This window comes from Nocardioides salarius (assembly GCF_016907435.1).
GTDB lineage: Bacteria > Actinomycetota > Actinomycetes > Propionibacteriales > Nocardioidaceae > Nocardioides > Nocardioides salarius.
The window spans coordinates 1,411,669-1,437,606 of record NZ_JAFBBZ010000001.1; the positions used below are offsets into that span (position 1 = coordinate 1,411,669).

The 25,938-nt window shown below is 73.8% G+C and carries 25 protein-coding genes; 13 read left to right on the forward strand and 12 right to left on the reverse strand.

Translation table 11 applies throughout. From position 1 onward, the window contains the following. Window positions 1–31 precede the first annotated feature (31 nt). Window positions 32–1,468: a cysteine--tRNA ligase gene (cysS, locus tag JOE61_RS06860; protein WP_193670159.1), complete on the reverse strand. Its 1,437-nt coding sequence runs from the start codon at window positions 1,466–1,468 to the stop codon at window positions 32–34. Between the two features lie 213 nt (window positions 1,469–1,681). Between cysS and JOE61_RS06865 the strand changes: the two genes are divergently transcribed. Beyond that, window positions 1,682–3,031 carry a C39 family peptidase gene (locus tag JOE61_RS06865; RefSeq protein ID WP_193670160.1) on the forward strand — a complete coding sequence of 450 codons (1,350 nt, stop codon included), beginning with the start codon at window positions 1,682–1,684 and terminating at the stop codon, window positions 3,029–3,031. Window positions 3,032–3,064: 33 nt separating this feature from the next. On the opposite strand, the gene JOE61_RS06870 is transcribed toward JOE61_RS06865, so the two are convergent. Further along, window positions 3,065–4,648, reverse strand: coding sequence for a molybdopterin-dependent oxidoreductase (locus tag JOE61_RS06870; protein WP_307822857.1), 1,584 nt, complete (start codon window positions 4,646–4,648; stop codon window positions 3,065–3,067). A 136-nt stretch (window positions 4,649–4,784) separates the two neighbouring features. On the opposite strand from JOE61_RS06870, the gene ispF reads away from it, so the two are divergent. After that, entirely contained in the window at window positions 4,785–5,255 is a 471-nt protein-coding gene (gene ispF / locus JOE61_RS06875) for a 2-C-methyl-D-erythritol 2,4-cyclodiphosphate synthase (protein ID WP_204797377.1), read from the forward strand. Window positions 5,256–5,350: 95 nt separating this feature from the next. Continuing rightward, complete coding sequence (locus JOE61_RS06880; protein WP_307822858.1) at window positions 5,351–6,166, forward strand: IspD/TarI family cytidylyltransferase; 816 nt, start codon at window positions 5,351–5,353, stop codon at window positions 6,164–6,166. Here the strand turns inward: JOE61_RS06880 and JOE61_RS06885 are convergent. Further along, window positions 6,153–6,821, reverse strand: coding sequence for a glycosyltransferase family protein (locus JOE61_RS06885; protein WP_227492071.1), 669 nt, complete (start codon window positions 6,819–6,821; stop codon window positions 6,153–6,155). The genes JOE61_RS06880 and JOE61_RS06885 overlap by 14 nt on opposite strands. Before the next feature lie 100 nt (window positions 6,822–6,921). Next, on the reverse strand, window positions 6,922–7,407 hold the full coding sequence (locus JOE61_RS06890; protein WP_179615410.1) for a CarD family transcriptional regulator: 486 nt from the start codon (window positions 7,405–7,407) through the stop codon (window positions 6,922–6,924). Between the two features lie 235 nt (window positions 7,408–7,642). Between JOE61_RS06890 and JOE61_RS06895 the strand changes: the two genes are divergently transcribed. Genes JOE61_RS06895 through JOE61_RS06905 form a run of 3 tightly spaced genes read left to right on the forward strand, consistent with a single transcriptional unit; the run spans window position 7,643 to window position 9,962 of the window. Continuing rightward, window positions 7,643–8,524: a UbiA family prenyltransferase gene (locus tag JOE61_RS06895; protein WP_193670162.1), complete on the forward strand. Its 882-nt coding sequence runs from the start codon at window positions 7,643–7,645 to the stop codon at window positions 8,522–8,524. Between the two features lie 41 nt (window positions 8,525–8,565). Next, window positions 8,566–9,213, forward strand: a complete 648-nt coding sequence (locus tag JOE61_RS06900; RefSeq protein ID WP_193670163.1) for a hypothetical protein — start codon at window positions 8,566–8,568, stop codon at window positions 9,211–9,213. Further along, a complete protein-coding gene (locus JOE61_RS06905) occupies window positions 9,210–9,962 on the forward strand; it encodes a phosphoglyceromutase (RefSeq protein WP_307822860.1) in 753 nt (250 codons plus the stop codon). Before JOE61_RS06900 ends, JOE61_RS06905 begins: the two co-directional genes overlap by 4 nt. Window positions 9,963–10,102: 140 nt before the next feature. On the opposite strand, the gene phoU is transcribed toward JOE61_RS06905, so the two are convergent. Continuing rightward, window positions 10,103–10,759 (reverse strand): phosphate signaling complex protein PhoU, encoded by a 657-nt coding sequence (gene phoU, locus JOE61_RS06910; protein WP_193670165.1) that lies wholly within the window; start codon window positions 10,757–10,759, stop codon window positions 10,103–10,105. A gap of 132 nt (window positions 10,760–10,891) precedes the next feature. On the opposite strand from phoU, the gene JOE61_RS06915 reads away from it, so the two are divergent. The 3 genes from JOE61_RS06915 to JOE61_RS06925 all read left to right on the forward strand — a co-directional run bounded on the left by JOE61_RS06915 (window position 10,892) and on the right by JOE61_RS06925 (window position 13,727). Then, window positions 10,892–12,040 carry a sensor histidine kinase gene (locus JOE61_RS06915; RefSeq protein ID WP_193670166.1) on the forward strand — a complete coding sequence of 383 codons (1,149 nt, stop codon included), beginning with the start codon at window positions 10,892–10,894 and terminating at the stop codon, window positions 12,038–12,040. Then, on the forward strand, window positions 12,037–12,714 hold the full coding sequence (locus JOE61_RS06920; RefSeq protein ID WP_193670167.1) for a response regulator: 678 nt from the start codon (window positions 12,037–12,039) through the stop codon (window positions 12,712–12,714). Before JOE61_RS06915 ends, JOE61_RS06920 begins: the two co-directional genes overlap by 4 nt. Window positions 12,715–12,779: 65 nt before the next feature. Beyond that, entirely contained in the window at window positions 12,780–13,727 is a 948-nt protein-coding gene (locus JOE61_RS06925) for a DMT family transporter (RefSeq protein ID WP_307822861.1), read from the forward strand. A gap of 72 nt (window positions 13,728–13,799) precedes the next feature. On the opposite strand, the gene JOE61_RS06930 is transcribed toward JOE61_RS06925, so the two are convergent. Then, window positions 13,800–14,531 (reverse strand): FliA/WhiG family RNA polymerase sigma factor, encoded by a 732-nt coding sequence (locus JOE61_RS06930; protein ID WP_193670168.1) that lies wholly within the window; start codon window positions 14,529–14,531, stop codon window positions 13,800–13,802. Between the two features lie 71 nt (window positions 14,532–14,602). Beyond that, window positions 14,603–15,055: a type IV pilin protein gene (locus JOE61_RS06935; protein WP_193670169.1), complete on the reverse strand. Its 453-nt coding sequence runs from the start codon at window positions 15,053–15,055 to the stop codon at window positions 14,603–14,605. A 192-nt stretch (window positions 15,056–15,247) separates the two neighbouring features. On the opposite strand from JOE61_RS06935, the gene JOE61_RS06940 reads away from it, so the two are divergent. Genes JOE61_RS06940 through JOE61_RS06955 form a run of 4 tightly spaced genes read left to right on the forward strand, consistent with a single transcriptional unit; the run spans window position 15,248 to window position 19,709 of the window. Further along, entirely contained in the window at window positions 15,248–15,724 is a 477-nt protein-coding gene (locus tag JOE61_RS06940; protein ID WP_193670170.1) for a GspH/FimT family pseudopilin, read from the forward strand. Continuing rightward, window positions 15,708–17,660: a type IV pilus modification PilV family protein gene (locus tag JOE61_RS06945; protein ID WP_193670171.1), complete on the forward strand. Its 1,953-nt coding sequence runs from the start codon at window positions 15,708–15,710 to the stop codon at window positions 17,658–17,660. The genes JOE61_RS06940 and JOE61_RS06945 overlap by 17 nt, the downstream gene beginning before the upstream one ends. Window positions 17,661–17,671: 11 nt before the next feature. Next, window positions 17,672–18,331: a PulJ/GspJ family protein gene (locus JOE61_RS06950; protein WP_193670172.1), complete on the forward strand. Its 660-nt coding sequence runs from the start codon at window positions 17,672–17,674 to the stop codon at window positions 18,329–18,331. A 10-nt stretch (window positions 18,332–18,341) separates the two neighbouring features. Then, the gene (locus tag JOE61_RS06955; protein ID WP_193670173.1) at window positions 18,342–19,709 is read left to right on the forward strand and encodes a hypothetical protein; all 1,368 of its coding nucleotides are present in this window, start codon (window positions 18,342–18,344) and stop codon (window positions 19,707–19,709) included. Window positions 19,710–19,895: 186 nt separating this feature from the next. Here the strand turns inward: JOE61_RS06955 and JOE61_RS06960 are convergent, their stop codons facing one another. The 5 genes from JOE61_RS06960 to JOE61_RS06980 are packed head-to-tail and all read right to left on the reverse strand — an operon-like array spanning window position 19,896 to window position 25,809. Next, complete coding sequence (locus tag JOE61_RS06960) at window positions 19,896–21,113, reverse strand: type II secretion system F family protein (RefSeq protein ID WP_193670174.1); 1,218 nt, start codon at window positions 21,111–21,113, stop codon at window positions 19,896–19,898. Next, window positions 21,110–22,357 (reverse strand): type IV pilus twitching motility protein PilT, encoded by a 1,248-nt coding sequence (locus JOE61_RS06965; protein ID WP_307822862.1) that lies wholly within the window; start codon window positions 22,355–22,357, stop codon window positions 21,110–21,112. The genes JOE61_RS06960 and JOE61_RS06965 overlap by 4 nt, the downstream gene beginning before the upstream one ends. After that, window positions 22,344–24,164, reverse strand: coding sequence for a GspE/PulE family protein (locus JOE61_RS06970; RefSeq protein WP_307822863.1), 1,821 nt, complete (start codon window positions 24,162–24,164; stop codon window positions 22,344–22,346). The genes JOE61_RS06965 and JOE61_RS06970 overlap by 14 nt, the downstream gene beginning before the upstream one ends. Then, a complete protein-coding gene (locus JOE61_RS06975) occupies window positions 24,161–24,682 on the reverse strand; it encodes an RsiG family protein (protein ID WP_193670175.1) in 522 nt (173 codons plus the stop codon). Before JOE61_RS06975 ends, JOE61_RS06970 begins: the two co-directional genes overlap by 4 nt. Next, entirely contained in the window at window positions 24,679–25,809 is a 1,131-nt protein-coding gene (locus tag JOE61_RS06980) for a type IV pilus twitching motility protein PilT (protein WP_307822864.1), read from the reverse strand. The genes JOE61_RS06975 and JOE61_RS06980 overlap by 4 nt, the downstream gene beginning before the upstream one ends. Between the last annotated feature and the right edge of the window lie 129 nt (window positions 25,810–25,938).

The window sequence follows — 25,938 nt, forward strand, 5'->3', positions numbered from 1 at the left end:
GGTGAGGAAGGCGCTCTGCGCCTGTCGCGAACTACCGGCCATTGATGAGGCTCCACTTCGGTCCGTCGGGGGTGTCCTCGACCTCGATGCCCGCCGCCTTGATCTGGTCGCGGATGGCGTCGGCAGCGGCGAAGTCCTTCGCCGCGCGCGCCTGGGCACGCTGGTCGAGCAGGCCGCGGACGAGGGCGTCCACGGCAGAGGTGAGCTGGTCGTCGTGGCCGCTCGTCGGGCCCCACGCGGGGTCGGCCGGGTCGAGCCCGAGCACGCCCAGCATGGCGCGCACCGAGGCGGCGTTGCCGCGCAGCGCGGCCGAGTCGGCACCGGCACCACCAGCACCGTCGGCGAGCAGCTTGTTGCCCTCGCGGACGACGTCGAAGACCGCGGCGACCGCGGCCGGCGTACCGAGGTCGTCGTCCATCGCGGCCACGAAGTCGGCGCAGTGCATGCCGGTCGCGGGGACCTCGCCGACGACGGCGCGGGCGCGCTCGAGGTAGGCCTCGATGCGGCGGAAGCCGACCGCGGCCTCCTCGAGGGCCTCGAAGCTGAACTCGACGTGGCTGCGGTAGTGGGCCGAGACGATGTAGTAGCGCAGCTCGATGCCGCGGAAGCGCTGCAGCACCGACGGGATGGTCAGGCTGTTGCCCAGCGACTTGCTCATCTTCTCGCCGGCGGTGGTGATCCAGGCGTTGTGCATCCAGTACGACGCGAAGCCGTGCCCGGCCGCGCGGCTCTGGGCCTGCTCGTTCTCGTGGTGCGGGAAGCGCAGGTCGACGCCGCCGCCGTGGATGTCGAAGGCCTCGCCGAGGTACTTGCCGGCCATCGCCGAGCACTCGATGTGCCAGCCGGGCCGACCCGGGCCCCAGGGGCTGGGCCACGACGCGGTCGCCGGCTCGGAGGGCTTGCGGCCCTTCCAGAGCGCGAAGTCGCGCGGGTCGCGCTTGCCCCGGGGGTCGGCGTCCTCGGCGGGCTCCATGTCGTCGAGGCCCTGCCGCGTCAGCTCGCCGTACGCCGGCCACGAGCGGACGTCGAAGTAGACGTCGCCCGAGCCGTCGGCCGCGGCGTAGGCGTGGCCCTTCTCCACCAGCTGCTCGATCAGCGTGATCATCTCGGGCACGTGCCCGGTGGCGGCCGGCTCGTAGGAGGGCGGCAGCACGTTGAGCGCGGTGTAGGCCCGGTCGAGCTCGCGCGACATGTCGTAGGCCAGGTTCCACCACGGGCGGCCCTGCTCGGCCGACTTGGTGAGGATCTTGTCGTCGATGTCGGTGACGTTGCGGATGAACGTCACCTCGAGGCCCTGGTGGACCAACCACCGGCGCAGCACGTCGAAGTTGACCGCCGAGCGCACGTGGCCCACGTGCGGCTCCGACTGCACCGTCAGCCCGCACACGTACACGCCCGCCCTGCCCTGCTGCAGGGGGACGAAGTCGCGGACGTCGCGCGTGGCGGTGTCGTAGAGCCGGAAAGTCACGGCTCAAGTGTAGGAGCGAGCCCACCCGCGCCCCGCATCCCCGCCCGGGCCGGGCCGCCGGCCCTCCACAGGGAGTTTCATCGGGTACCCGATGGAACTCACGCTGCCCAGCTGAAGGTTCAGCCGGGTGACGCCAGGTTCGTCGGGTACCCGATGAAACTCCTCCGGCCGCGACCTGTGACGCAAGTGACTGCTGTGACGTACCGTTGCCGGGTGCTGCGAACCCTCCTGCCCGCCACCGCGCTCGCGCTGGTGGCCACCGCGCTGGCCCCCGCCCCCACGACGTACGCCGCCGGCGGCGGTAGCGCCGTCGCCGCGAGCCCCGCCTCCAGCACGGCCGCGGGCACCGCTGCGAGCACCGAGTCGGCGCGCGCCGGCACCGCGGCCCGCAGCGCGACGCGCAAGATCAACCACCAGGGCTGGGACGGCTCGGCGCAGTGGAAGAAGGGCCGGCTCGACTCGGTGCGGATCAAGCGCGGGCGGGTCTTCCACCAGCCGGCGAGCGCGACGGCGCGCCGCGAGCTGGGCGGCACGACGTACACGACCGCGCGCTGGAACGGCCCGTGGCACCGTCCCGGGTTCTCCTTCACCGAGCTGATCGCGTCGTGGGAGGCCAAGACCCCCGGCGACAGCTGGATCGAGGTCGAGGTCAAGGGCCGCGCCGCCGACGGGCGCCGCTCGTCGTGGGACCTGATGGGCCGCTGGGCCGCGGGTGACAAGTTCGTCGAGCGCACCACCGTCTCGGGGCAGAGCGACGACCTGGCCTCGGTCAACGTCGACACCTGGAAGGCGCCGGCCGGGCTGGTCGCCTACCGGCTGCGGGTCACCCTGGGCCGCCGCGCCGGCGCGGGCAGCAACCCGCCGAGCGTGGGTGCGGTCAGCGCGATGGCCTCGCGGCTGCCCTCGGGCTCGGTGCAGGCCTCGGCGCCCGGCGTGGTGAGCAAGGCCGGCGGCACGGTGCTCGACGTGCCGACGTACAGCCAGATGATCCACCAGGGCCACTACCCGCAGTGGGGCAACGGCGGCGAGGCGTGGTGCTCGCCCACCTCGACGTCGATGGTGCTGGGCTACTACGACGCGCTGCCGCGGGCCAAGGACCACTCCTGGGTGCCCGCCGGCCACCCCGACCCGTGGGTCGACCACGCCGCGCGGATGACCTACGACCACGGCTACGACGGCACCGGCAACTGGCCCTTCAACACCGCGTACGCCGCCCGCCAGACCGGCTCGGGCTTCGTGACCCGGCTGCGCAGCATGCGCGAGACCGAGGTCCTCGTCGCCGCCGGCATCCCGGTCGTCATCTCGATCGCCTTCGACCGCGGCCAGCTCAGCGGCGCCCCGATCAGCGCGTCCAACGGCCACCTGCTGGTCGTGGTGGGCTTCACCGCGAAGGGCGACGTGGTCGTCAACGACCCGGCCGGCGCCTCCAACGGCGCGGTGCGCCGCACCTACGACCGCGGCCAGCTCGAGAACGCCTGGCTGCCCCGCTCGGGCGGCACGGCGTACGTCATCACCGACGCCGACCACCCGCTGCCCTCGCCCGAGAAGCACTCCAACTGGTAGCCGACCGCCAGCGGGCCGGCCGGGGGCCCGCGGCTACTCGTCGGGGGTCGAGGTGTCGGTCGCGGTGAAGTCGACCTCGTCGAGGCCGGTCGCGCCGTCGGGCAGCACGCCGCGCTCGACGTCGGTCTGCACGTTGCCGTCGGCGTCGGTGGCGCGCACCCGCACCCGGTGGTCGCCGGGCCCGACGTCGGTGGTGCCGGCCCACTGCACCCAGGTGTCGGCGCTGGGCACCCGGCCCAGGTCGGCGGCGACCCACTCGCCGCCGTCGACGGAGAACTCGACGGTCGAGACGCCGGTGCCCTGCATCCAGGCGACGCCGCCGAAGGCGACCCGGCCCGCGGGCACGTCCTCCCCCGAGCGCGGCACGTCGATGCGCGAGGCGATCTTGACCGGGCCGCGCTCGCTCCAGCCGCGCTGGGTCCAGTACGCCGAGAAGTCGGCGAAGCGGGTCACCTCGAGGTCGACGACCCACTTGGTGGCCGAGACGTAGCCGTAGAGCCCCGGCACCAGGGTGCGCACCGGGAAGCCGTGCTCGATCGGCAGCGCCTCGCCGTTCATCGCCACCGCCAGCATCGCGCCGCGGCCGTCGGTCAGCGCCTCGAGGGGGGTGCCGCAGGTCCAGCCGTCCTCGGAGGTCTGCAGCACCGCGTCGGCGCCGGGCAGCACCCCCGCCTCGGCCAGCAGGTCGGAGGTCAGCACGCCGGTCCACAGCGCGTTGCCGACCAGGTCGCCGCCGACCGGGTTGGACACGCAGCTCAGCGTCGTCCAGGCCTCGGTGCGCTCGCGGGCCAGCAGCGCGTCGTAGGTCAGCTCGACCTCGCGCTCGACCATGCCGTGGATGCGCAGGCGCCAGTCGACGGGCGCGATCGCGGGCACCACCAGCGCGGTGTGGATCTGGTAGAAGTCGTCGTTGGGGGTCTGCCACGAGGCGATGTCGTCGACGCCGAGGCTCGAGCCGCGCGGCGGCGGGGTCTGCCCGGCGCCCTCGATGCGCAGCAGCCGCCGGGTCTCCTCGACCGCGCGCCGCCCGGTGCCCAGCACCCGGCCGGCGCCGGCGACCACGACCGCGGCGCCGCCGACGAGCACGGCGCGCACCAGGAACGTACGCCGCCCGTGCGCCCCGGTCTGCTCGTCGGCGACCACGACCGACGCCCCGGCGGGCCGGGGCGCCGCGCCGGTGCGCTCGAGGCGACGCAGCGGGGCCACCAGCAGCGCGAGCACCAGGAGCCAGGTCAGGTAGCCGATGACGACGGGCAGGAGGTCGGCGGTGGCGGAGCCGCGCTGCAGCAGCACCGCGGCCGCGGTGACCAGGGCCAGCACCGAGTAGCCGGCCAGCGGCACCCACCAGCGCCGGCGCGCGGCGGCGCCGAGTGCGGCGAAGACCACGGAGACGATCAGCAGGATCATCACCAGCAGCAGGGCCTTGTTGCCCGAGCCGAAGAAGCGGATCACGAAGTCGGCGACCGGCCCGGGGGTCAGCCGGATGACGCCCTCGGCGATCGCCACCACGGGCGACTCGCGGATCGTCAGCACCATCGCGGCGGTGTAGCTGGTCGCGAGACCGGCCAGCCCGGCCACCAGGCCGGCCAGGCGCCACAGCCCCGCGCGCTCGTCCACGACCCGATTGTCCCCCACACCCCCTGCGACCTCCGCGCTCGGGCATGATCGCGACGTGAACGGCGACGCTGAGCAGACCCCCGCCCCCGCTCCCGCACCCGGTCCTGCGCCCGGTCCCGCGCCTGCATTGGGTGGGTTGCGGGTGGGGATCGGCACTGACGTGCACCGGCTGGTGCCCGGCGTCCCGATGCACCTGGCCGGGCTGGCCTGGCCCGACGAGGAGCTCGGCCTCGAGGGGCACTCCGACGCCGACGTGGCCGCGCACGCGGCGTGCGACGCCCTGTTCTCCGCCGCGGACCTCGGCGACCTGGGCTCGCACTTCGGCACCGCCGAGCCCCGGTGGGCCGGCGCGTCGGGAGCCGCGCTGCTCACCGAGACCGCGCGCCGGGTGCGCGGGGCGGGCTTCGAGGTGGTCAACGTCGCGGTGCAGGTGATCGGCAACCGGCCGCGGCTGGGCCCGCGCCGCGACGAGGCCCGGGCCGCACTGACGGCGGCGGTGGGCGCCCCGGTCTCGGTCTCGGCCACGACCACCGACGGGCTCGGCCTGACCGGTCGCGGCGAGGGCGTCGCGGCGATCGCCACCGCGCTGCTCGTGGCCACCGGCTGAGCGAGGGGGCCGCGGCCCGCGGACGTCATCCCCTCCGCACCGACGGACGTCCCGCCCGTATGACGTCCGGGCCGGCGGCTGGGTACGGTCACCGCGTGCCCGACCAGCCCACCTCCCCCGCTCCCCCGCCCGCCGAGACACCTGCGCACGAGACCGGCTCGGTCAGCGTGGTGGTGCTGGGCGCCGGCTCCGGCTCGCGGGTGGGCGCCGGGGTCAACAAGGTGCTCCTGCCGCTGGCCGGGCGTCCGGTGCTGGCCTGGTCGGTGCTGGCCGCGCTGCGCACCCCCGGCGTCGCCCGGGTGCTGGTGGTGGCGCACCCCGACGAGCTCGACGAGGTCGCCGAGGCGCTCGCACCGCACCTGCCCGCTGACAGCGCCGACAGCACTGGCGGCACTGGCAGCACTGACGGCGCTGGCGGCGGGGAGGGCCCGGGCGCCCCGGAGGTCGGGCTGGTGGCGGGCGGGCCGACGCGGCACGCCTCCGAGTCGCGCGCGCTGCGCGCCCTGGTCGCCGACGTCGAGGCGGGGCGCACCGACGTGGTCGTCGTCCACGACGGCGCCCGGCCGCTGGCCCCGGTGGCGCTCTTCGCCGCCGTGGTCGAGGCCGCGCGCGCCCGCGGCGGGGCGCTGCCCGGGGCCCCGGTGACCGGGGTGCTGACCCGGGCGCTGCAGCCGGTGCCGAGCGCGCTGGTGGGGGTGCAGACCCCGCAGGCCTTCCGCGCCGGGCCGCTGCTGGCGGCCTACCGGCGCGCCGACGACGACGGCTTCGAGGGCACCGACACCGCCGCGTGCTTCGCCAGGTACGCCGACCTGCCGGTCGTCGCGGTCGCCTCCGGGCCGGCGAACCTCAAGGTCACCTGGCCCGAGGACCTGGCCCTGGCCGAGGAGCTGCTGGGCCTCAGCGGGCGGTGAGCGCCTCGAGGACGGCGATGTCGTCGGCGCCGGCGACCCGGCGGCCCTCGGGCGGGGCCTGACGGGTCAGCACCGGGAACCGCTCGGCCAGCCACGAGACCAGCACCCCGAAGTCGTCGGAGGGCAGCTCGTCGAGCGCGGCCACCACCCCGGCCGGCAGCACCACCGGCGAGGTGACCACGACCAGGTCGTCGCGGTCGGGGCCCATCCCCACGACCGGCAGCCCGCCCGCGTCGCCCGCGGCCGCGCTGTCGCCGTCGGCGGTCTTCACGGTGTCGGTGACCGGCCGCACGCCCACGACGACCGCCTCGCGGGCCACGGCCTCGCGCACGCACCCGGCGATGAAGTCGGCCGGCGTCATCGGGCACAGGCAGTCGTGCAGCACGACCGGCTCACCGGAGGCGGCCAGGCCCTCCCACTCGGTGCCGATGTCGACCGGGGTGACCCCCGACTCGCCGAGGCCCCAGGCCGCCACGGCCACCAGCGCCTCACCGTGCAGCAGCTCGAAGGGCAGCGACCCGCGGCCGGTCTCGACCACGGTGCCGAGCGCGGCCGGCTGCTCCTGCTCGTCCTCGAGGTCCGACCAGTCGGACCAGTTGCGGCCGTCGTCGTCCGGGGTGCCGGGACTGTCGGGGTGGCTGTCGTGGGAGGTCATGGTGGGACCAGCCTAGGACGCACGACGGCCCCCGGGTGCTCACCCGGGGGCCGTCGTGCTCGTTGCTGGTGGTGCGAGGTGGTGCGTGGAGGTGCTGCCCTTAGGAGGCGAGCACCTCGTCGAGGATGACCTCGGCCTTGTCCTCGTTGGTCTTCTCGGCCAGGGCCAGCTCGGAGACCAGGATCTGGCGCGCCTTGGCCAGCATCCGCTTCTCGCCGGCCGACAGGCCACGGTCGCGCTCGCGGCGCCACAGGTCGCGCACGACCTCGGCCACCTTCATGACGTCGCCGCTGTGCAGCTTCTCCAGGTTCGCCTTGTAGCGTCGCGACCAGTTGGTCGGCTCCTCCACATGAGCGGCCCGCAGCACGTCGAAGACGCGGTCGAGGCCCTCCTTGTCGACGACGTCACGCACGCCGACCAGGTCGAGGTTGCAGGCCGGGACGCGTACGACCAGGTCCTGCTGGGCCACGATCCGCAGCACCAGGTACTGGCGGTCCTCACCCTTGATGGTCCGCATCTCGATGTCCTCGATGACAGCGGCCCCGTGATTGGGATACACAACCGTTTCGCCGACGGTGAAAGTCATATGTCAGGTTCCCCTTCCTAGGCCACCATCTTAACACGGATCTGGGAGTCCCCCTCATCGTTTGTGCAGGTCAGAGGGGCAATGCGGTCTTGACAGATCGTTGTGGGCTGTGGTGGCGCCCACCCCGCGGGGCGTGACGCGGCCCACGCCCGGCCCCTGGCCGGCGGGTCGAAAAGTGCCTCCTACCTGCGCGGACCTCCCGCGGGGGACCCTCGCGGCAGGGATACTGCCGAGCATGGTCCGACCTCACCTGCCCCGCCGCCGCAAGGCCGCTCCGCAGCCCGCCGAACCACCCCCGGGGTCCCCTGCGCCAGCCCCTGCGCCGGCCCCGGGCGCGACCACCGTCGTGGCGCCCCCGCCGCCGGCGCCGCGGGCGCGGCGTACGGGCCCGGCGCGGGTCCTCGACACCACGCCGGTGCTCCTCGCCCGGGCCGCCCACCCGCGCCAGGCGGTGCTGACCGCGGTGCTGATGACGGTCGTGGCGGCGCTGGACGACCGGCCCACCCGTGAGCTGGGCCTGGTGCTGGTCACGGTGCTGGTGGGCCAGACGGTGCTCGGCTGGCACAACGACCTGGTCGACCGGCGCCGCGACGCCACGCACCCCAGCGATGCCAAGCCGCTCGCCAAGCCGCTCGCCGACGGCCGCCTCGACCCGGGCACGGCCTGGTTCGCGCTGGCCTGTGCGGTGCTGGTGCTGGTGCCGCTCGCCGTGGCCCACGGCACCACGGCCGGGCTGCTCTACCTGGGCTCGGTGCTGATCGGGCTGCTCGGCAACCTGACGCTGCGCACCGGGGTGCTCTCGTTCGTACCGTGGGCGGCGGCGTTCGCGACCTACCCGGCCTTCCTCTCCTACGGCGGCTGGGGCGGGGTCGGCACGGGGGTCGCCCCGGAGCCCGCGATGGTCCTGCTGGCGGCGCTGCTCGGCGTGGGCGTGCACCTGCTCACCGCGCTGTGGGGACTGGTCGCCGACCACGAGGACGGGTGGACCTACCTGCCGCTGCGCCTGGGCCTGCGCCTGGGCGCCGCGAGGCTGCTGGCCCTCGCAGCCGTCTACCTGGCGCTGGTCGCGGTGGCGATGGCGTTCGTGGGCACCACCAGCGGGCTGGGCGCCGGCTGACGCTAGGCTGGGCCCGGCCGGCCCCACGACGAACCGAAGGCATGAGACCCACGATGCTGATCCGCCGCAAGCTCGCGCTCGCCACCAGCGCGGTCGCGCTCGCCCTCCCCCTCACCTCGTGTGGTTTCGACTACGCGACCGACCGGCCCTACACGCCGGCCGCCGGGGCCAACGAGCGCGACGCCGAGGTCGACGTGCTCGGCGCGGCCGTCGTGGCCAGCGCCGACGGCGCGGGCACCTTCATCGCCGGGCTCTCCAACAACTCCTCCAGCGAGTCGGTGACCTGGGAGTCCCTCAACAGCGAGGACGGCCAGCTCAGCGCCGAGGTCGACCCGCGCGAGATCGCGCCGCTGGGCTTCGAGAACCTCTCCCAGGAGGGCAACGGCGTCGCCGTCACCGGCGACTTCACCGCCGGTGACTACCTGTCGCTGCGCCTGGGCTTCTCCAACGGCGACACGGTGGCCGTCAAGGTGCCGGTCGTGACCAATTGCGACGAGTTCGAGGGCTTCGACCACGCCACCGAGTCCGGCGAGGCGGGCGAGGCGGGCGAGGCGGGCGAGGCGGGCGAGACCTACGAATGCGAGCCCCTCGAGCCGGTGCGCGAGTACGGCCCCGGCGAGGAGGGCGAGGAGGGCGACGAGCTGGTGCCCGAGGGCGGCGCCGAGTCGGAGCCGGAGGGCACCCAGTGAGCACCCCGACCAGCACCCTGATCCTGCTCCGCCACGGCGAGAGCACCTGGAACGCCAAGAACCTCTTCACCGGCTGGGTCGACGTGCCGCTGACCGAGAAGGGCGAGGCCGAGGCCCGCCGCGGCGGCGAGCTGATGCGCGAGGCCGGGCTGCTGCCCGACGTCGTGCACACCTCCCTGCTGCGCCGCGCGATCTCCACCACCGGGCTCGCGCTCGACGCCTGCGACCGGCACTGGATCCCCGTGCACCGCTCGTGGCGGCTCAACGAGCGCCACTACGGCGCACTGCAGGGCAAGGACAAGAAGCAGACCCTTGAGCAGTACGGCGAGGAGCAGTTCATGGCCTGGCGCCGCTCCTTCGACGTGCCGCCTCCGCCGATCGAGGACGACCACGAGTTCTCGCAGCGCCACGACCCGCGCTACGCCGACCTCGGCGACGACATGCCGCGCACCGAGTGCCTCAAGGACGTCATCGAGCGCTTCCTGCCCTACTGGGAGTCGGCGGTCGTGCCCGACCTGCGCGCCGGCCGGGTGACCCTGGTCGCCGCCCACGGCAACAGCCTGCGCGCGCTGGTCAAGCACCTCGACGGCATCGGCGACGACGAGATCGCCGGGCTCAACATCCCCACCGGCATGCCGCTGGTCTACGAGCTCGACGACGACCTGCGCCCCACCGTCCCCGGTGGGCGCTACCTCGACCCCGACGCCGCCGAGGCGGCCGCCGCGGCCGTGGCCTCCCAGGGTCGCTGACCCGGCCCGTATCTCCCGCCGACCCGGCCCGTTCTTCGCGCCGAGCCGGCCCGTTCTGCGCCTCGAGCCGGCCTGAAATGACCGTACGCCGACCCCTCCCGCAGGAGGAGCCGGCGTACGACGGTCGGTGGGCGGGCGGCTCAGAGCTCGCCGCGGTGCGGCTTCTCGCCGGTGACCACGAAGACGACGCGGTTGGCGATCGAGACGGCGTGGTCGGCGATGCGCTCGTAGTAGCGGCCCAGCAGGGCCACGTCGACCGCGGCCTCGACGCCGTGCGCCCAGTCGTCGCCGAGCAGCTGGGTGAAGCTGTGGCGGCGCAGCTGGTCCATCACCTCGTCGTCACGGCCCAGCTCGATGGCCGCCGACACGTCGCGGTGGCGGATGATCTGCCCGACCCGGCGCACCATGTCCTCGGCGGTCTCGGCCATCTTGGTCATCGTGTCGCTGATGCCCTCGGGCACCGCCACGTTGGGCACGCGCAGGCGGGCGATCTTGGCGACGTGCACCGACAGGTCGCCCATCCGCTCGAGCTCGGTGACCATCCGCAGCGCCGCGATGATGACGCGCAGGTCGCCGGCCACCGGCTGCTGCAGGCTGAGCAGCTCGAAGGCCGACTCCTCGACCTTCTCGCGGGCCCGGTCGATCTCGACGTCATCGGTGATCACCTGCTCCGCGACCGCGGCGTCGCCGCTCATCAGGGCCTCGGTGGATCGACGGACCGCGACCTCGACCTGGCCGCAGATGGCGGTCAGGTCGTCGAAGACGGCATCGAGCTGCTCATGGAAGACGTCACGCATGGGGCAGAGCCTAGGCAATGGAACCGGCGGGCGGGTGTCTGGCCGTCGCGGCGCGGTGAACGCGGGATGAACGTTGCGAAGCCCGGGCTCGCCGAAGGGGTGCTCGGTGGCAGGCTGCGTACGATCCTGCACGTGGACCCGACGCTGCAGGCATTCCTCGCTGCCGTCGTGGGGGCGTTCGTCGCCGGCGCCGCGGTGCTGGCCTGGCACGTCAGCGACCGGCAGCAGCACACCGTGCCCGCCGCGCCCGAGCCGGTGCTGCCCTACGGGATCGGCTCGGTGCTCTCGGTGCTGCGCAGCTCGGCGGTCGTGGTCGACGAGGCCGACGTGGTGCTCAAGGCCAGCGCTCCGGCGTACGCGCTCGGGCTGGTGCGCGGCTCGCGGCTGGTCTCCGAGGCGCTGGCCGAGCAGGTCAGCGCCGTACGCCGCGACGGGCAGATCCGCGAGACCGAGATCCTGATGACCCGCCCCGGCGCGCCCTCGCGCCACGTCACGGCCCGGGTCGCGCCGCTGGGCTCGCGCCTGGTGCTGGCGCTGGTCGAGGACCGCACCCGCGAGCGGCGCATCGAGGAGGTGCGCCGCGACTTCGTCGCCAACGTCTCCCACGAGCTCAAGACCCCGGTGGGTGCGATCCGGCTGCTCTCGGAGGCGATGGTCGACGCCGCCGACGACCCCGAGGCGGTCAAGCGGTTCGCGGCGCGGATGGGCACCGAGAGCGACCGGCTCTCCAAGCTGGTGCAGCAGATCATCGAGCTCTCGCGCCTGCAGGCCGACGACCCGCTCGACGCGCCGGTCGCGGTGCACCTCGACGACGTGATCCGCTCGGCGGTCGACGCCTCGGCCATCGATGCCGCCGCCAAGCGCATCCAGGTCGCGATCGGCGGCACCGGCGACGTGCAGGTCTTCGGCAACGAGAAGCAGGTGACCGCCGCGGTCTCCAACCTGGTCTCCAACGCCGTCTCCTACTCCGACCCCGACTCGACGGTGCTGGTCACCACCCGCATCGACGACGGGTCGGTCGACGTCTCGGTGGTCGACCAGGGCATCGGCATCCCCGCCGACGAGCTGGACCGCATCTTCGAGCGCTTCTACCGCGTCGACCCCGCGCGCCACCGCTCCACCGGCGGCACCGGGCTCGGCCTGTCCATCGTCAAGCACGTCGCCGCCACCCATGGCGGCGAGGTCCGGGTCTGGTCGGCGGAGGGGCAGGGGTCTACGTTCACCCTGACCCTGCCCCAGCACTTCGGGTCCGAGAGGAAAGAGCAGGAGGACACCCCGTGACACGGGTACTGGTCGTCGAGGACGAAGAGAGCTACAGCGACGCGCTCGCCTACATGCTGCGCAAGGAGGGCTACGAGGTCGCGATCGCGGCCGACGGCAACGCCGCCCTGGTCGAGTTCGACCGCAACGGCGCCGACATCGTGCTGCTGGACCTGATGCTGCCGGGCATCCCCGGCACCGAGGTGTGCCGCACCATCCGGCAGACCTCCAGCGTGCCGGTCATCATGGTCAGCGCGAAGGACGACGAGGTCGACAAGGTGGTGGGCCTCGAGCTCGGCGCCGACGACTACGTCACCAAGCCCTACTCCCCCCGCGAGCTGGTCGCGCGCATCCGCGCGGTCCTGCGCCGCGGCACCGAGCCCGACGCTGCCCCGGCGACCCTCGAGGCCGGTCCGGTGCGGATGGACGTCGAGCGGCACGTGGTGACCGTCGACGGCAACGAGCAGCGGCTGCCGCTCAAGGAGTTCGAGCTGCTCGAGATGTTCCTGCGCAACCCCGGGCGGGTGCTGACCCGCGGCCAGCTCATCGACCGGGTCTGGGGCTCCGACTACGTCGGCGACACCAAGACCCTCGACGTGCACGTCAAGCGGCTGCGCGCCAAGCTCGAGCCCGACCCGGGCGAGCCGAAGTACCTGGTGACGGTGCGGGGGCTGGGCTACAAGCTCGACCTGTGAGGCGGCGGCGTACGACGACCGAAACCCGCGCGACCCGGCGTCATGGGTCACCGTAGGCTTCGGTCGTGACGACCACCCGCCCCGAGAGCACGCGCTCCGCGTCCCCCGCGCCCACCTCGCCCGCGTCCTGGCTGCCGCTGGCGGCGGTGGCCACGACGCTGGTGCTGTGGGCGTCGGCGTTCGTGGCGATCCGTCACCTGGGCGCCGACTTCTCGGCCGGCCCGCTCAGCCTGGGCCGCCTGCTCGTCGGCGCGCTGTGCCTGGGCGTCGTCGCCACCGCGACCCGCGGCGTACCCCGCCCGACCCGGCGCGAGTGGGTCTCGCTGGTCGCGATCGGGGTGCTGTGGTTCGGCATCTACAACGTCGCGCTCAACGAGGGCGAGCAGCGCGTCGACGCCGGCACCGCCGCGATGCTGATCCAGCTCTCGCCGGTGCTGGTGGCGCTGCTGGCCGCGGTCTTCCTCGACGAGCGGTTCACCGCCTACCTCGGCATCGGCCTGGCGCTGGCCTTCGGCGGGGTCGCGCTGATCGGGCTGTCGACCTCGCAGAGCCAGGGTCGCGACCTGGTCGGCGTCTTCCTGGTGCTGCTCAGCGCCGTCGTGTACGCCGTCAGCCTGATCCTGCAGAAGCCGCTGATGAAGCGCCTGGCCGCCGTGCACGTGACCTGGCTGGCCTGCACCGTCGGGGCGGTCGTCTGCCTGCCGTTCCTGCCCACCCTGGTCGAGGAGGTGCGGGTCGCGCCGACCTCGTCGGTGCTGTGGGTGGTCTACCTGGGCATCTTCCCCACCGCGATCGCCTTCACCACCTACGCCTACGCCCTGACCCACATGAACGCCGGCAGCCTGAGCGTGACGACCTACCTGGTGCCGCCGATCACGATCGTGCTCGGCTGGATGCTGCTGGGCGAGACCCCGGCCGTGGCGGCGTACGCCGGCGGCGTGCTGGCGCTGGTCGGCGTCGCGGTCGCGCGGCGCAAGCCGCGGCGGGTCGAGCACCCGCCGGCGCCGGCCTGAGCGCGCGGGCGCGGGAAAGTCCCTGACGTTCCACACCGCTTCCCCGCGCGTCGCGGTGAGGAAGGTCAGGGACTATCGGTCCTGGAGGGCCTCTCGCAGCGCCTTGGTGGCGCGGCTGCGCAGCTGGCTGACCCGCGACTCGGTCACGCCGAGGACCCGCCCGATCTCGGCGAGGGTCAGCCCCTCGAAGAAGTAGAGCGCCACCACGATCCGGTCGCGCTCGGGCAGCCGGTGCACCGCGGGCATCAGCAGCTCGCGGGTGCCGTCGTCGTCGAAGGCCTCCTCGAGCCCGGCGTCCACCTGCTCGAGGTCGGCGAGGTCGTCGGTCGAGGCGTAGCCCACCCAGGAGCGCAGCTCGGTCGCGGCGCGCAGCTCACCGACGGACAGCCCGGTCTCGGCGGCGACCTCGTCGTCGGTGGCCGGGCGGCCGAGCCGCTCGTGGAGGCCGGTGCGGGCCTGCTCGACCTCGCGGGCACGGGTGCGCACCGAGCGGGGCACCCAGTCGGCGGCGCGCACCGAGTCGAAGATCGCGCCGCGGATGCGCGGCACGGCGTACGTCGGGAAGGCCAGCCCCCGCTCGGGCTCGAACTTCTCCAGCGCGTCGATCAGCCCGATCATCCCCTCGGAGACGACGTCGGCGTGCTCGACGCTGCGCGGCAGCCCGGTGCGGACCCGGCCGGCGACGTACTTGACCAGGGGCGAGTAGCGCAGCAGCAGCTCGTTGCGCGCCTCGAGGTCACGCTCGCCGCGCCAGGCCGCCCAGACGGGGTCGTCCTCGGGGGTGTCCTGCGGCCGCTCGGTCACGGGACTTGTCTACCCGAGCAGGAACGACGACGGCGCGCCGCCCCCGAGGGGACGGCGCGCCGTGAAGAGACTCAGCCCTGATCTGCAGCCGCGACCGCCGTGTATTCGGCAGTGCAGTCCACGCCAGTCAAGCCACCTTCGCCGGAGTCGTAGTAGAAGGTGTCGGTGCCCGCGGTTCCGCCCTCACGCGTTCCCGTGGCGCAGAATCCATCAGCATTGGCAGACACAAGCTTGATGACGTTGTTGCCCGTCTTCTTGAAGTCGTAACCGTCTGCGATAAGCAGCGCCATCTTATTGGCATAGGCGTTGTTGTCGACGAGATAGGTGCCCTGGACAGTCCCGAGGTTCTTCAGATCCGACTGGACCGACGCGTCAGCCGCCTTCTCGCGCTGCGACAGGAACACCGGGATCGCGATGGCGGCGAGCACGCCGATGATCAGGACGACGACGAGGAGCTCGATCAGGGTGAAGCCCTGGTCCTTGCGCTCCTCGGAGTCCGCGGGGCGGACAGGCAGCTTCAGCATGGGGGGATCTCCTTGGGAGGGATGGAGTGGCGCCGTGCCGAGAGGGGGATAGCGCCGTGTGCACCCGGGGTGTCGGGGTCGGGGAGGCCCGCCTTGAGCCCGGTCTAGACCACCTGTCCAGCCCTCAAGGTGCCGGGCCCGGGCGCCGAGACCCACCGTGTCGACATCCCCCCGCGACCGAGGAGCCCAGTCGTGCCCGCACGCCCCGACGACGGCGTCACCATGGTCGAGCTCGTGGTGGTGATCGCGATGATGGGCGCCCTGATGGCCTTCGCGGTGGTCGGCTGGTCGGCCTGGGCGCGCGCCTCCGCGCAGGACGGCGCCGCCTCGACGCTCGAGGGCACGCTGCGCCAGGCCCAGCAGCAGGCGGTCAGCGACGGGTGGGCGACCTGCGTGCAGTTCGACGCGGCGGCCGACACCTGGACGACGTACGAGGGCGCGTGCGGCAGCGGCGGTGCCGTGCTCACCGGGCCGGTCGGCCTGGGTGACGGGCGGCTCGACCTCGTCGACGTGGCGTTCTCGCCGACCACCGGCGGCAGCACCGCCGGCGTCACCTTCTCGGCGCGCGGCACCGCCACCCCGGGGCGGGTGCGGATCGCCCGCGACGGCAGCGACCGCGTCGTCACCATCGCGGTGGAGGGGCTGACCGGCCGTGTCACGACCCGCTGAGGAGACGCGCGGGCAGACCCGCGACCAGGCCCACGACCAGGCCCCCGACGGAGGCTTCAGCCTCGTCGAGGTCGTGGTCTCGGTGGGCATCCTGGTGCTGCTGATCACCTTCGTGCTGCCGGCGCTGCTGGTCGGCATCAAGGCCGACGCCGTCGCCCAGCGCACCACCCAGGCACGCAACCTCGCGCAGGCGCAGATGGAGCGCCTGCGCAACCTCCCCTTCCACGTCGCCTACGACGTCGGCAGCGAGTACGTCGACCTGCTCGACCGCTACTACGAGGACCTCGGCGCGCCCACCGCGACGGTCGTCTGCGGCCCCAGCGGCGACCGGACCGTGCCCACGACCGGCTGGACCGGCTACGTCACCGGTGCCGCCCGGTGCTCGTGGGAGCCGGCCACCGGCCCGTTCTTCCGGCAGGTGCAGGTCGGCAGCGGCGACGGCGCCGGGTTCGTCACCGTCACCACCACCCAGCTGCTCTCCGACGCCTCGCCGCCCCAGGTCGTGACCCCTCCGGCCGACTGGGACTCCCAGCGCAGCGGCCGGGACTCGCCGCCCGCCTCCCAGGTCGGGGTGACCGTGACCGTCTTCTCCTCGCTGGCCGGCGACCGCGAGCCGGTCAGCACCAGCAGCCAGCTGACCCGGCAGAGCCTGGCCACCCCCCGCGTGGAGGCCTCCGTGCAGGTCGCGGCCCTGCAGCTCGGCACCAACGTGGCCGCCACCGACCCCGCCCTCGCCGACCCGGTCGCCGTGCCGGTGACCCTCTCGGCAGGGCTGGTCGACCTGGCCGGCTCGGTCACGGCCACCAGCCGCACCGACGCCGTGCTCGGCTCGACCCTGACCGGCCTCGGCACCGGCGCCCAGGCTCGCGGCGCCTCCGCCTCGGGGGCGGCGCCCGGCGACCAGTCGGTGGTCTCGACGGGCTCGCTGGCCGGGCAGCTCGACGCCAGCGGCTGCCAGCTGGTCTGCTGGGGCGGCACCCGCACCACCGCCTTCGCGGTGCGCGCCAGCAACGGCCTGCCCCTCGTGGCCGACCCGGCCGCGCCGGCCACCGCCACCGTCACCGACCTGTCGTCGGGCGGGGTGTCCCTGGCCGGGGGCGCCGACGCCGACTACCGCGAGCGGCTCTCCCTCGCCGGCCCGCTCGTGCGCCTGGCCGGTGGTGCCACACCGGTGAAGTCGGGCATCTCCAGCTCCTGCCAGGTCGCGGAGACGGGCGAGAGCGTGCGCGTGGTCGCCGGCGGCTGGCTGCGCACCGCCGACCGGGTGCCCAGCAGCGCCGCCCTGCAGGTCGACGCCTGCGGCGCCGCGCGCGCCTCGGCCCTGGCTGTGCTGCCGACCACCTTCGCGCCCGAGGGCGTGCTCCAGGTCCAGCTGGTGCGCGCCGCCGCCCGGTGCACGGTCAGCGGCGGCGCGCACACGGCCACGACCGCGGTCGACTACGAGGCCGTCGTACGCCGCTGGACCGGCGCGAGCCCCGACCCCTACACGACCGTCGCCACGGTGCGGCCCGACGCCACGACCGACCCGCTCGCCGGGCTCGACCTCGACACGCTGCCGGTGCCCGGGCACGGCGTGCTGGGCGACTACATCGCATCCTGGACGTCGCTGACCCGGGACCGGGTGGTCCGCACCACCGGCGCCGGCTCGGCCACCGTCGACGTCCCGGCGCTGGTCTCGGTGGTCACCCAGCCCGTGCGGACCGGCACCGAGCCGCTGACGACCAGCAGCCCCAGCCCGACACCGAGCCCGACCCCCAGCCCGTCGCCCAGCCCGTCGCCCACACCGACCGCCGAGCCCGACGCCGACCCGACGGCCTCGCCCAGCCCGACCGCGGAGCCCGCCCCGGCCCCGCCGGAGCCGGACCTCGTCGACCCCGCCTCGTCGGTGTCGGTCTCGGTCGGCGCCCTGTCGTGCTCGGCCCTGGACGCCCGATGAGCCGCGGCCCCGTGGCGACGCAGCCGCTCCCCCGCGACGCCGGCATGACGATGGCCGAGGTGCTGGTCTCGATGATGCTCTTCGCCGTGCTCGGCTCGGTGCTGCTGTCCTTCGCGATGGCCACCGCCCGGGTCACCGACCGCATCCAGGTCTCCGGCGACCTGACCGGCGAGTCGCGGCTGGCCTTCCAGCGCTTCTCCCGCGAGCTGCGCCAGGCCAGCGACATCCGCGGCGTGCAGTTCTCGACCGGCACCGGCACCACCACCGCGATCACGTTCTGGACCGACTTCAACGGCAACGGTGTCGTCGACCTCGACGCGAGCGACCCGGAGGTGCTCACCTACCGCTGGGACCCCGACAGCCAGCGCCTGACCCTGACCGCCAACGACGCCTCCGGCACCGCCGTGACCCGCCCGGTGCTCGCCGGCCGGGTCACCACCTTCGACCTGCAGCTGCGCAGCAGCCTGTGGCAGCACGACACCTCCGGCGACGGGGTGCCCACGACCTGGCAGGAGCTCGACGCCTCGGTCGTGGGCAACCACAACGGCGTCCCCGACGACCCCGAGCTGGAGCACGTCGACCTGATCGGGGTCGAGCTGAGCGTCACCGAGGACGACGTCGAGCACGTCTTCTCCACCCAGACCGACCTGCGCAACCGCGCCCAGAGCTGAGGACCGGCCCATGCACGAGACGAGCCGCCACCGCGACGAGGGCAGCGCCCTGGTGATCACCGTGATGGTGATGGCCCTGATGGCCGTGCTGGGCACCACGGTGCTCGGGGTCACCGTCAACAACCTCGGCGCGACCCGCCGCGCCACCGACGCCACCCTGGCCCTCGACGCCGCCGACGCGGGGCTCAACCAGGCGGTGGCCTACCTGCGCTCCAGCGGCACCCGGGCCCTGGACGCCTGCTCGCCGGCCTGCGGCGCGGCGAACCCCTGGGGCGACGAGGGGGCCCCGATGAGCGCGCCGGTCGCCAACAGCGACGACCAGCGCTACGAGGCCTGGATCGTGCCGCAGCCCGGCGGCAGCGCCGACGCGCGCACCTACCGCGTCCACTCCCGCGGGCTCGCCGGCGCCGGCGAGGCCCGCGCCCAGCGCCTGGTCGAGGCCGACGTGACCGTCTCGCTCGTCGACGTCGGGCTGCCGCTGGGGGTCTACGCCCGCTCGGTGCAGGGGGCCGGCACCCCGGACCTGACCGGGGTCAGCATCTTCTCCACCGGCTGCGTGTGGAACCGCTCCAAGATCGACTTCGGCGGCACCACCGACGCGGCGTACGGCATCCCCGCCGCCGTGCACAGCTCGCAGGTGATCACCGACCGCAACGGCAACAACAAGACCTGCAGCGGCTCGGACTCGAAGGCGATCCACCGCTCCCAGGCGTGCCCGTCGGGGGCCTTCCGCTGGGACCAGGACTCCATCGGCGGCCCCTGCTCCGACCTGGCCGGCGCACACCCGCGCTACTACGGCCGCGACGACGGCGACGGCGACGGCGACATCGACGTCGACGGCACCTTCCTGGCCGACGACGCGGCGCTGCTGGACCTCTTCGGCATCGAGGACGACCCGCTGCCGGAGTGGAAGCTGGCCGAGCTGCGCACCGTGGCCACCTCGCAGGGCAGCTACTCCCGGTTCGCGTCGGGGTGGAGCGTGCCGGACCCCACGACGTACCCCAACTCGGTGCTCTACTTCGACCTGACCCGCACCGACCCCGGCGGAACCGTGGACCTGAAGGAGCTCGGCAGCACCTGGGCGCAGAGCAGCTGCGAGGACGGCGCGTGGACCCGCTCGCTGCTCATCGTCATCGACGGCGGCAACGTCAAGATGAACGGCAACAGCGAGGTCGCGGCCAGCATCGTGCTGACCTCGCGGACCTACGGCGAGGTCGACAAGGGCAACGGCAACCCCGACTACGTCGGCACGCTCTTCGCCAACACCCTCAACCTCGCCGGGGCCTTCGACTTCGAGCTCAACCAGTGCTTCCTCGACAACCTCAGCCCCAGCCTCTTCTCGGTCTCCGTGGAGGACTACCGGGAGATCGACCGCTGACCGCTGCCGCCTCGGGCGGTGGGTCGTGGCCCCGGTCGTGGTCCCGGTCGTGTGCCGGGTCGTGGTCCGGGTCGTGTGCCCAGGGACGCGCCATGGCGCGGCGAGGGGCCACGACCCGAGCCACGACCCAGACCACGACCCGGACCACGACCCGCGGCGGGGCCGGCCGGGGGCAGCGGCAGCAGGTCAGCCGATCAGCTCGAAGACCGAGAAGATCGGCATGTAGAGGGCCACGATCATCCCGCCGACGACCAGGCCGAGGCCGGCGATCATCAGCGGCTCGATGAGGGAGGTGAGGGCCTCGGTGGTGGCCTCGACCTCCTCGTCGTAGAACTTGGCGATGCGGTGCAGCATCTGGTCCATCGCACCGGTCTCCTCGCCGGAGGCGATCATCTGCACGACCATCGCGGGGAAGACCTCGTGGCGGGCCAGCGGGCCGGCGACCGACTCGCCGGCGGCGACGGAGCGGCGTACGTCGGCGACGGCGTGGGCCACCACGGTCGAGCCGCAGGTCTCGGCGACCACGTCGAGGGCCTGCAGGATGGGTACGCCGGAGCCCAGGAGGGTGCCCAGGTTGCGGGTGAAGCGGGTCAGCGCGATCTTGGCGAAGAGCGGCCCGAAGACGGGCAGTCGCAGCTTGAGCGGGTCGAGGACCTCGCGCACCCGCTGGGTGCGGCCGTAGCGGCGCCACCAGGCCACGAAGGCGACCGTGGCGACGACCCCGGCCGGCACCAGGACGCCCATCGCCCCGGAGATGGTGACCAGCACCTGGGTCGGCAGCGGCAGCTCGCCGCCCAGGTCGGCGAACATGTTCTCGAAGATCGGGACGATGAAGAGCAACATGCCGATGCACATCAGCGCGGCCATGATCAGCACGACCACCGGGTAGGTCATCGCCGACTTCACCTTGCCGCGCAGGCGCACGTCGGCCTCGAAGGTGTCGGCCACCTGGCGCATCGCGGAGTCGAGGAAGCCGCCGGCCTCGCCGGCGCGGGTCATGTTGACCATCAGCGGCGGGAAGACCGCCTCCTCGGCGGCGAACGCGGTCGAGAGCGCCTCGCCGCCCTCGACGGCCTGACGAACGCCGGTGAGCACCCGGCGCAGCTCGGGGTTCTCGGCCTGCTCGGCCAGGATGCCCAGCGAGCGCAGCAGCGGCAGGCCCGAGTCGATCATCGTGGCGAGCTGGCGGGAGAAGACCGCGAGCTCCTTGAGCTTGACCCGGCGCGCGACCGGCAGCCGGATCTCGGTGTTGAGGCCGGTGCCGGCGCGGGTGATCTGCAGCGGCTGGTAGCCCATCGCGACCAGCCGCTCGGCCACCGCCCCCTCGGAGGGGGCCTTGACCTTGCCCTCGCGGAAGCGGCCGGCGGCGTCGCGGACCTTGTAGTCGAACTGCAGGGTGCTCACAGGTGCGCCCCGCCCGAGGGCAGCGACTGGGCCTGCCAGGGGTTGAGGCTCTCGCCGTGGGCCCCGGGGCCGGCCGTGCCGGTGCCGGGGGTGCCGCGCAGCCCGCCCGAGCCGAGCAGGGCGATCAGCTCCTCACGGTTCACGCAGTGCTCGAGGGCCGCCTCGCGGGTGATCCGCCCCTGCTTGACCAGCTCGGCGAGGTGGTTGTCGAGGGTCTGCATGCCGTCGCGGGCGCCGGCCTGCATCGCGCCGGGGATCTGGGGCAGCTTGTCGTCGCGGATCATCGCCCGGATGCCGGTGGTGCACACCATCACCTCGACGGCCGCGGCGCGGCTGCGCCCGTCGGCGGTCGGCACCAGCGCCTGGCAGACCACGGCGTTGAGGGTCGCGGCCAGCTGGGTGCGCACCTGCTGCTGCTGCTCGGAGGGGAAGACGTCGACGACGCGCGAGATGGTGTCCTGCGCCGACTGGGTGTGCAGCGTGGCCAGCACCAGGTGGCCCGTCTCGGCCGCGGTCAGCGCCACCGAGATGGTCTCGAGGTCGCGCAGCTCGCCGACGAGGATCACGTCGGGGTCCTGGCGCAGGACCTGGCGCAGCGCGGCCCGGAAGCCGTGCGTGTCGGCGCCGACCTCGCGCTGGTTGACGATGCAGCCGCGGTGCTCGTGGAGGAACTCGATGGGGTCCTCGATGGTCATGATGTGCCCGCGCCGCGAGCGGTTGACCTGGTCGATGATGGCGGCCAGCGTCGTGGACTTGCCCGAGCCGGTCGGCCCGGTGACCAGCACCAGCCCGCGCTTCATGGCCGCGATGGTGCCCACCACCGGCGGCAGCGACAGGTCGCCCAGCGTCTTGATCTCCCAGGGGATCAGCCGCATCACCGCACCGATCGACTCGCGCTGCCAGAAGACGTTGACGCGGAAGCGGGCCACGCCCGGCACCGTGTAGGCGACGTCGAGCTCGCGGGTCTCCTCCAGCACCTTGCGCTGGCGCTCGGTGAGCATCGCGTAGACCGCCTGCTGCAGCGGGCGCGCCTCGAGCGGCTCGAAGCCCTCGACGGCGCGCATCTCGCCGCGCACCCGGATCGTCGGCGGGACGCCGGTCGTCAGGTGCAGGTCGGAGCCCCCGAGGTCGAGCACCTGGCGCAGCAGGTCGTCGAGCTCCAGCGACTCCCCCACCTCGGCCTGCGCCTGGTCCCACAGGCCGCCACCCAGGCCACCACCGGTACTGCTCTCAGCCCACGACACGGAGCACCTCCTCGATCGTCGTGCGCCCGGCCAGCACCTTGGTCCAGCCGTCGTCGCGCAGCGTGGTCATCCCCTGCTCGCGCCCGGCACGCCCGATGTCCTCGGTGGGCGCGCGGCGTACGGCGAGCCGCTCGATCTCCTCGGTGACCGGCAGCACCTCGTGCAGCGCCATCCGGCCGCGGTAGCCGGTGCGCGAGCAGGCGGCGCACCCGCGCGCGCGGTAGATCTCGCGGGGGCCGTCGTCGGGCCACGCGAAGCGCAGCCGGCGCAGCTCGTCGGGGTCGGGACGGTAGGGCTCGCGGCAGCGCGGGCACAGCGCCCGGCACAGCCGCTGGGCCACGATGCAGTCGAGCGCCGAGCCGACCAGGAACGGCTCGATGCCCATCTCGACCAGCCGGGTCACCGCCGAGGGCGCGTCGTTGGTGTGCAGCGTGGAGAGCACCAGGTGACCGGTCAGCGACGCCTCGACCGCGATCGAGGCGGTCTCGTGGTCGCGGATCTCGCCGATCAGCACGATGTCGGGGTCGGAGCGCAGGATCGAGCGCAGCGCGGAGGCGAAGGTCAGCCCCGCCTTGGGGTTGGTCTGCACCTGGTTGATGCCCGGCAGCCGGTACTCCACGGGGTCCTCGACCGTGATCACGTTGACGTGCGGCTGGTTGAGGATGTTGAGGGTGGCGTAGAGGGTCGTGGACTTGCCCGACCCGGTCGGCCCGGTGGCCAGGATCATCCCGTAGGGCTTGGCGTAGGACTCCGCGAACTTGGCGCGGTTGGCGGCCTCGAAGCCCAGGTCGTCGAGGCCCAGGCGGGTGTTGGTGTTGTCGAGCACCCGGGCCACGATCTTCTCGCCCCACACGGTCGGCAGGGTGGCCACGCGCAGGTCCATGGTGGAACCCTCGTGGGTGACCGTGAGCCGGCCGTCCTGCGGCACCCGCCGCTCGGCGATGTTCATGCCGGCCATGATCTTGAAGCGCGAGACCACGCCGTTGACGATGCTGCGCGGGGCCCGGTGGGCGTCGACGAGCACGCCGTCGATGCGGTAGCGCACCCGCAGGTCGTGCTGCGTCGGCTCGAGGTGCAGGTCGGAGGCCCGGTCGGAGATCGCCTGGCTGATCAGCAGGTTGACGAACCGCACGACCGGCGCGTCGTCGACGACCTCGGTCAACCCGGCGAGGTCCTCGACGGCGTCGGTGGCGAAGTCGGAGGTGAGCCCGGCGAGCTCCTCCTCGGCGCGGTAGACCTCGCCCTGGCGCTGCTCGATCTCGTGGCGCCCGGCGAGCGCGAAGCGCACCGGCAGCCCGCTGACGCGGGCCAGGTCGTCCTTGAGGTCGAGGTCGACGGCCGAGCGCACCGGTACCGCCACGAGCAGGGCGCCGTCGCGCCTCGCGAAGGGCACCACCCCGGCCCGGCGGGCGAACTCGCCGCTGACCAGGGCCGCGGCCGTGGCGTCGACACCGGTCTCGGTGAGGTCGACGTGCTCGACGCCGGCCACCCCGGCCGCCACCTGCAGCAGCCGGGCGCGGTCGTCGGCGTCCTCCAGGTCGTCGAGCAGCGCCTCGATCACCGAGCCGTGCCCCTCCCCCGCGGCCACGGCCGCGCGGGCGTCGTCGACCTGGTCGGGGGTGACCACCTCGGCGGCCAGCAGCGCCGTGACGGTGCTGTCGGCGGTGGTGGTCAGCCGGTCGTCCTCGCTGTGCCACAGGTCGGTGCGCCGCCGCGCACCACCGGGCAGCGGCACCAGCCGCCCGCCCTCGCCCGGCTCGGGCGACGCGCCCGCCCAGGCGGCCTCCCACGGGGTCGCGGCGCTCACGCCGCGCTCCCCGGCAGCAGGGCCAGCGCCAGCGCGGGCTCGCGGTGGTAGCGGGCCACCAGCTCCTCGGTGGCGGCGTCGATGCGCCGGTGCAGGGCCGTGCGGTAGGCCGACAGCTGCTCGGAGGCCTCGCCCAGGCGGGCCACCGTGGCCGCGGGGTCACCGTCGTGCTGCCAGATCTCGGCCAGCACCGGCAGCTCGGGCAGCGGGTCGAAGGCGCGCACCCGCAGCAGCGCCTCGCGCCGTGCGCCGCTGCCGGTCTCGCCCAGCGCCCGCTCGACCTGGTCGAGGCCCAGTCCGCCGGAGGTGTCGCGCCCGGCCTCGATCAGGTCGGTGCGCGCGTGCACGACGCGGCGCCAGTAGGAGACGCGGTCCTCCTCCTCGCGCAGCCGGGCGCGGTAGCCGCGCAGCTCGGCGAGGCTCAGCGTGCCGGGGTCGACGTCGTACGCCGCGCCCGTCCGCTGCTGGGCCTGCTGGGTCTGCTGGGGGGCCTGCTGGGGGGTGGGTCGCTGGGTCATCGTGGTCCTCCCGAGGGGTCGCTGTCGGGCCGCCAGCCGGCCCGGCGCAGCATCACCGTGAAGTCGTGCGGGTTGCTGGCCGCGCCGCGGGCGACCGTGGGGTCCACGGTGCCCTCGACGACCAGGCGCAGCAGGTGCTGGTCGAAGGACTGCATCCCCGAGTACTCGCCCTGGGCCAGGATGTCGGGGATCTCGGAGGTGCGCTCGGGGTCGGCGACCGCCTCGACGAGACGGGCGTCGGCGACCGCGATCTCGAGCACGCAGGCCCGGCCGCCGCGCCGGCGCGGCACCAGGCGCTGGCAGACCACGCCCTGCAGGCTGCTGGCCAGCGCGGCCCGCACCCGCGGCTGCTCGTGGGGCGGGAAGAAGTCGATGATGCGCTGCACCGTCTCGAGCGCGTCGGTGGTGTGCAGCGTCGAGAGCACCAGGTGGCCGGTCTCGGCCGCCGACAGCGCGGCGTGCACGGTGTCGGCGTCGCGCATCTCGCCGATCAGGATCACGTCGGGGTCCTGGCGCATCGCCGAGCGCAGCGCGCCCGACCAGCTGCGCGAGTCGCTGCCGAGCTCGCGCTGGGTGACGGTGGCGCGCCGGCTGGTGTGCACGACCTCGATCGGGTCCTCGAGCGTCAGCACGTGCACCGGGCGCTCCTCGTTGATCGCGTCGATCATCGAGGCCAGCGTGGTCGTCTTGCCCGAGCCGGTCGGTCCGGTGACCAGCACCAGCCCGCGCGGGCGCATCGCCAGGTGGTGCAGCACCTCGGGCATCCCCAGGTCGGCCAGGCGCTGCGGCTCGGCGCCGACCAGGCGCAGCACCATCGCGTCGGCGCCGCGGCTGCGGAAGGCGTTGATGCGGAAGCGCGCGAGCCCCGGCACCGTGAGCGCGTAGTCGGCCTCCAGGTCGGCGTCGTACGCCGCCCGCGCGTCGGGGCCCATCGAGGCCGCGACCATCGCGGCGACCCGCTCGGCGGGGACGACCTCGCCGACGTCGGTCAGGGCGCCCTGCACCCGCATCCGCGAGCGCTCGCCGGCGCGCAGGTGCAGGTCGGAGGCGCCGGCGTCGACCACGGCCTCCAGCAGCGGGCGCAGCCCCGCGAGGGTGGTGTGGTCCTGCTCGAGCGTGAGGCTCACCGTGCTCCTCGGGTGTCTGGGCGGGTGTCTGGGCGGCTGTCAGGAGAGGTCTCGGCAGCCCCGGCCCCCACCTTGAGGGCACCTCGGCACCGGTCCGCGGCCTCGGGTCCGTGCCAGGTCCGTGCCAGG

What these genes read in the sequence shown, in the direction of transcription:
- JOE61_RS06885 (WP_227492071.1), bottom strand. Translation starts at nt 6,821, where the DNA reads ATGACCTCCCACGACAGCCACCCCGACAGTCCCGGCACCCCGGACGAC.
- JOE61_RS06935 (WP_193670169.1), bottom strand. Translation starts at nt 15,055, where the DNA reads ATGCTGAAGCTGCCTGTCCGCCCCGCGGACTCCGAGGAGCGCAAGGAC.
- JOE61_RS06975 (WP_193670175.1), bottom strand. Translation starts at nt 24,682, where the DNA reads ATGACCCAGCGACCCACCCCCCAGCAGGCCCCCCAGCAGACCCAGCAG.
- JOE61_RS06955 (WP_193670173.1), top strand. Translation starts at nt 18,342, where the DNA reads ATGCACGAGACGAGCCGCCACCGCGACGAGGGCAGCGCCCTGGTGATC.
- phoU (WP_193670165.1), bottom strand. Translation starts at nt 10,759, where the DNA reads ATGCGTGACGTCTTCCATGAGCAGCTCGATGCCGTCTTCGACGACCTG.
- JOE61_RS06895 (WP_193670162.1), top strand. Translation starts at nt 7,643, where the DNA reads ATGGTCCGACCTCACCTGCCCCGCCGCCGCAAGGCCGCTCCGCAGCCC.
- JOE61_RS06890 (WP_179615410.1), bottom strand. Translation starts at nt 7,407, where the DNA reads ATGACTTTCACCGTCGGCGAAACGGTTGTGTATCCCAATCACGGGGCC.
- JOE61_RS06900 (WP_193670163.1), top strand. Translation starts at nt 8,566, where the DNA reads ATGAGACCCACGATGCTGATCCGCCGCAAGCTCGCGCTCGCCACCAGC.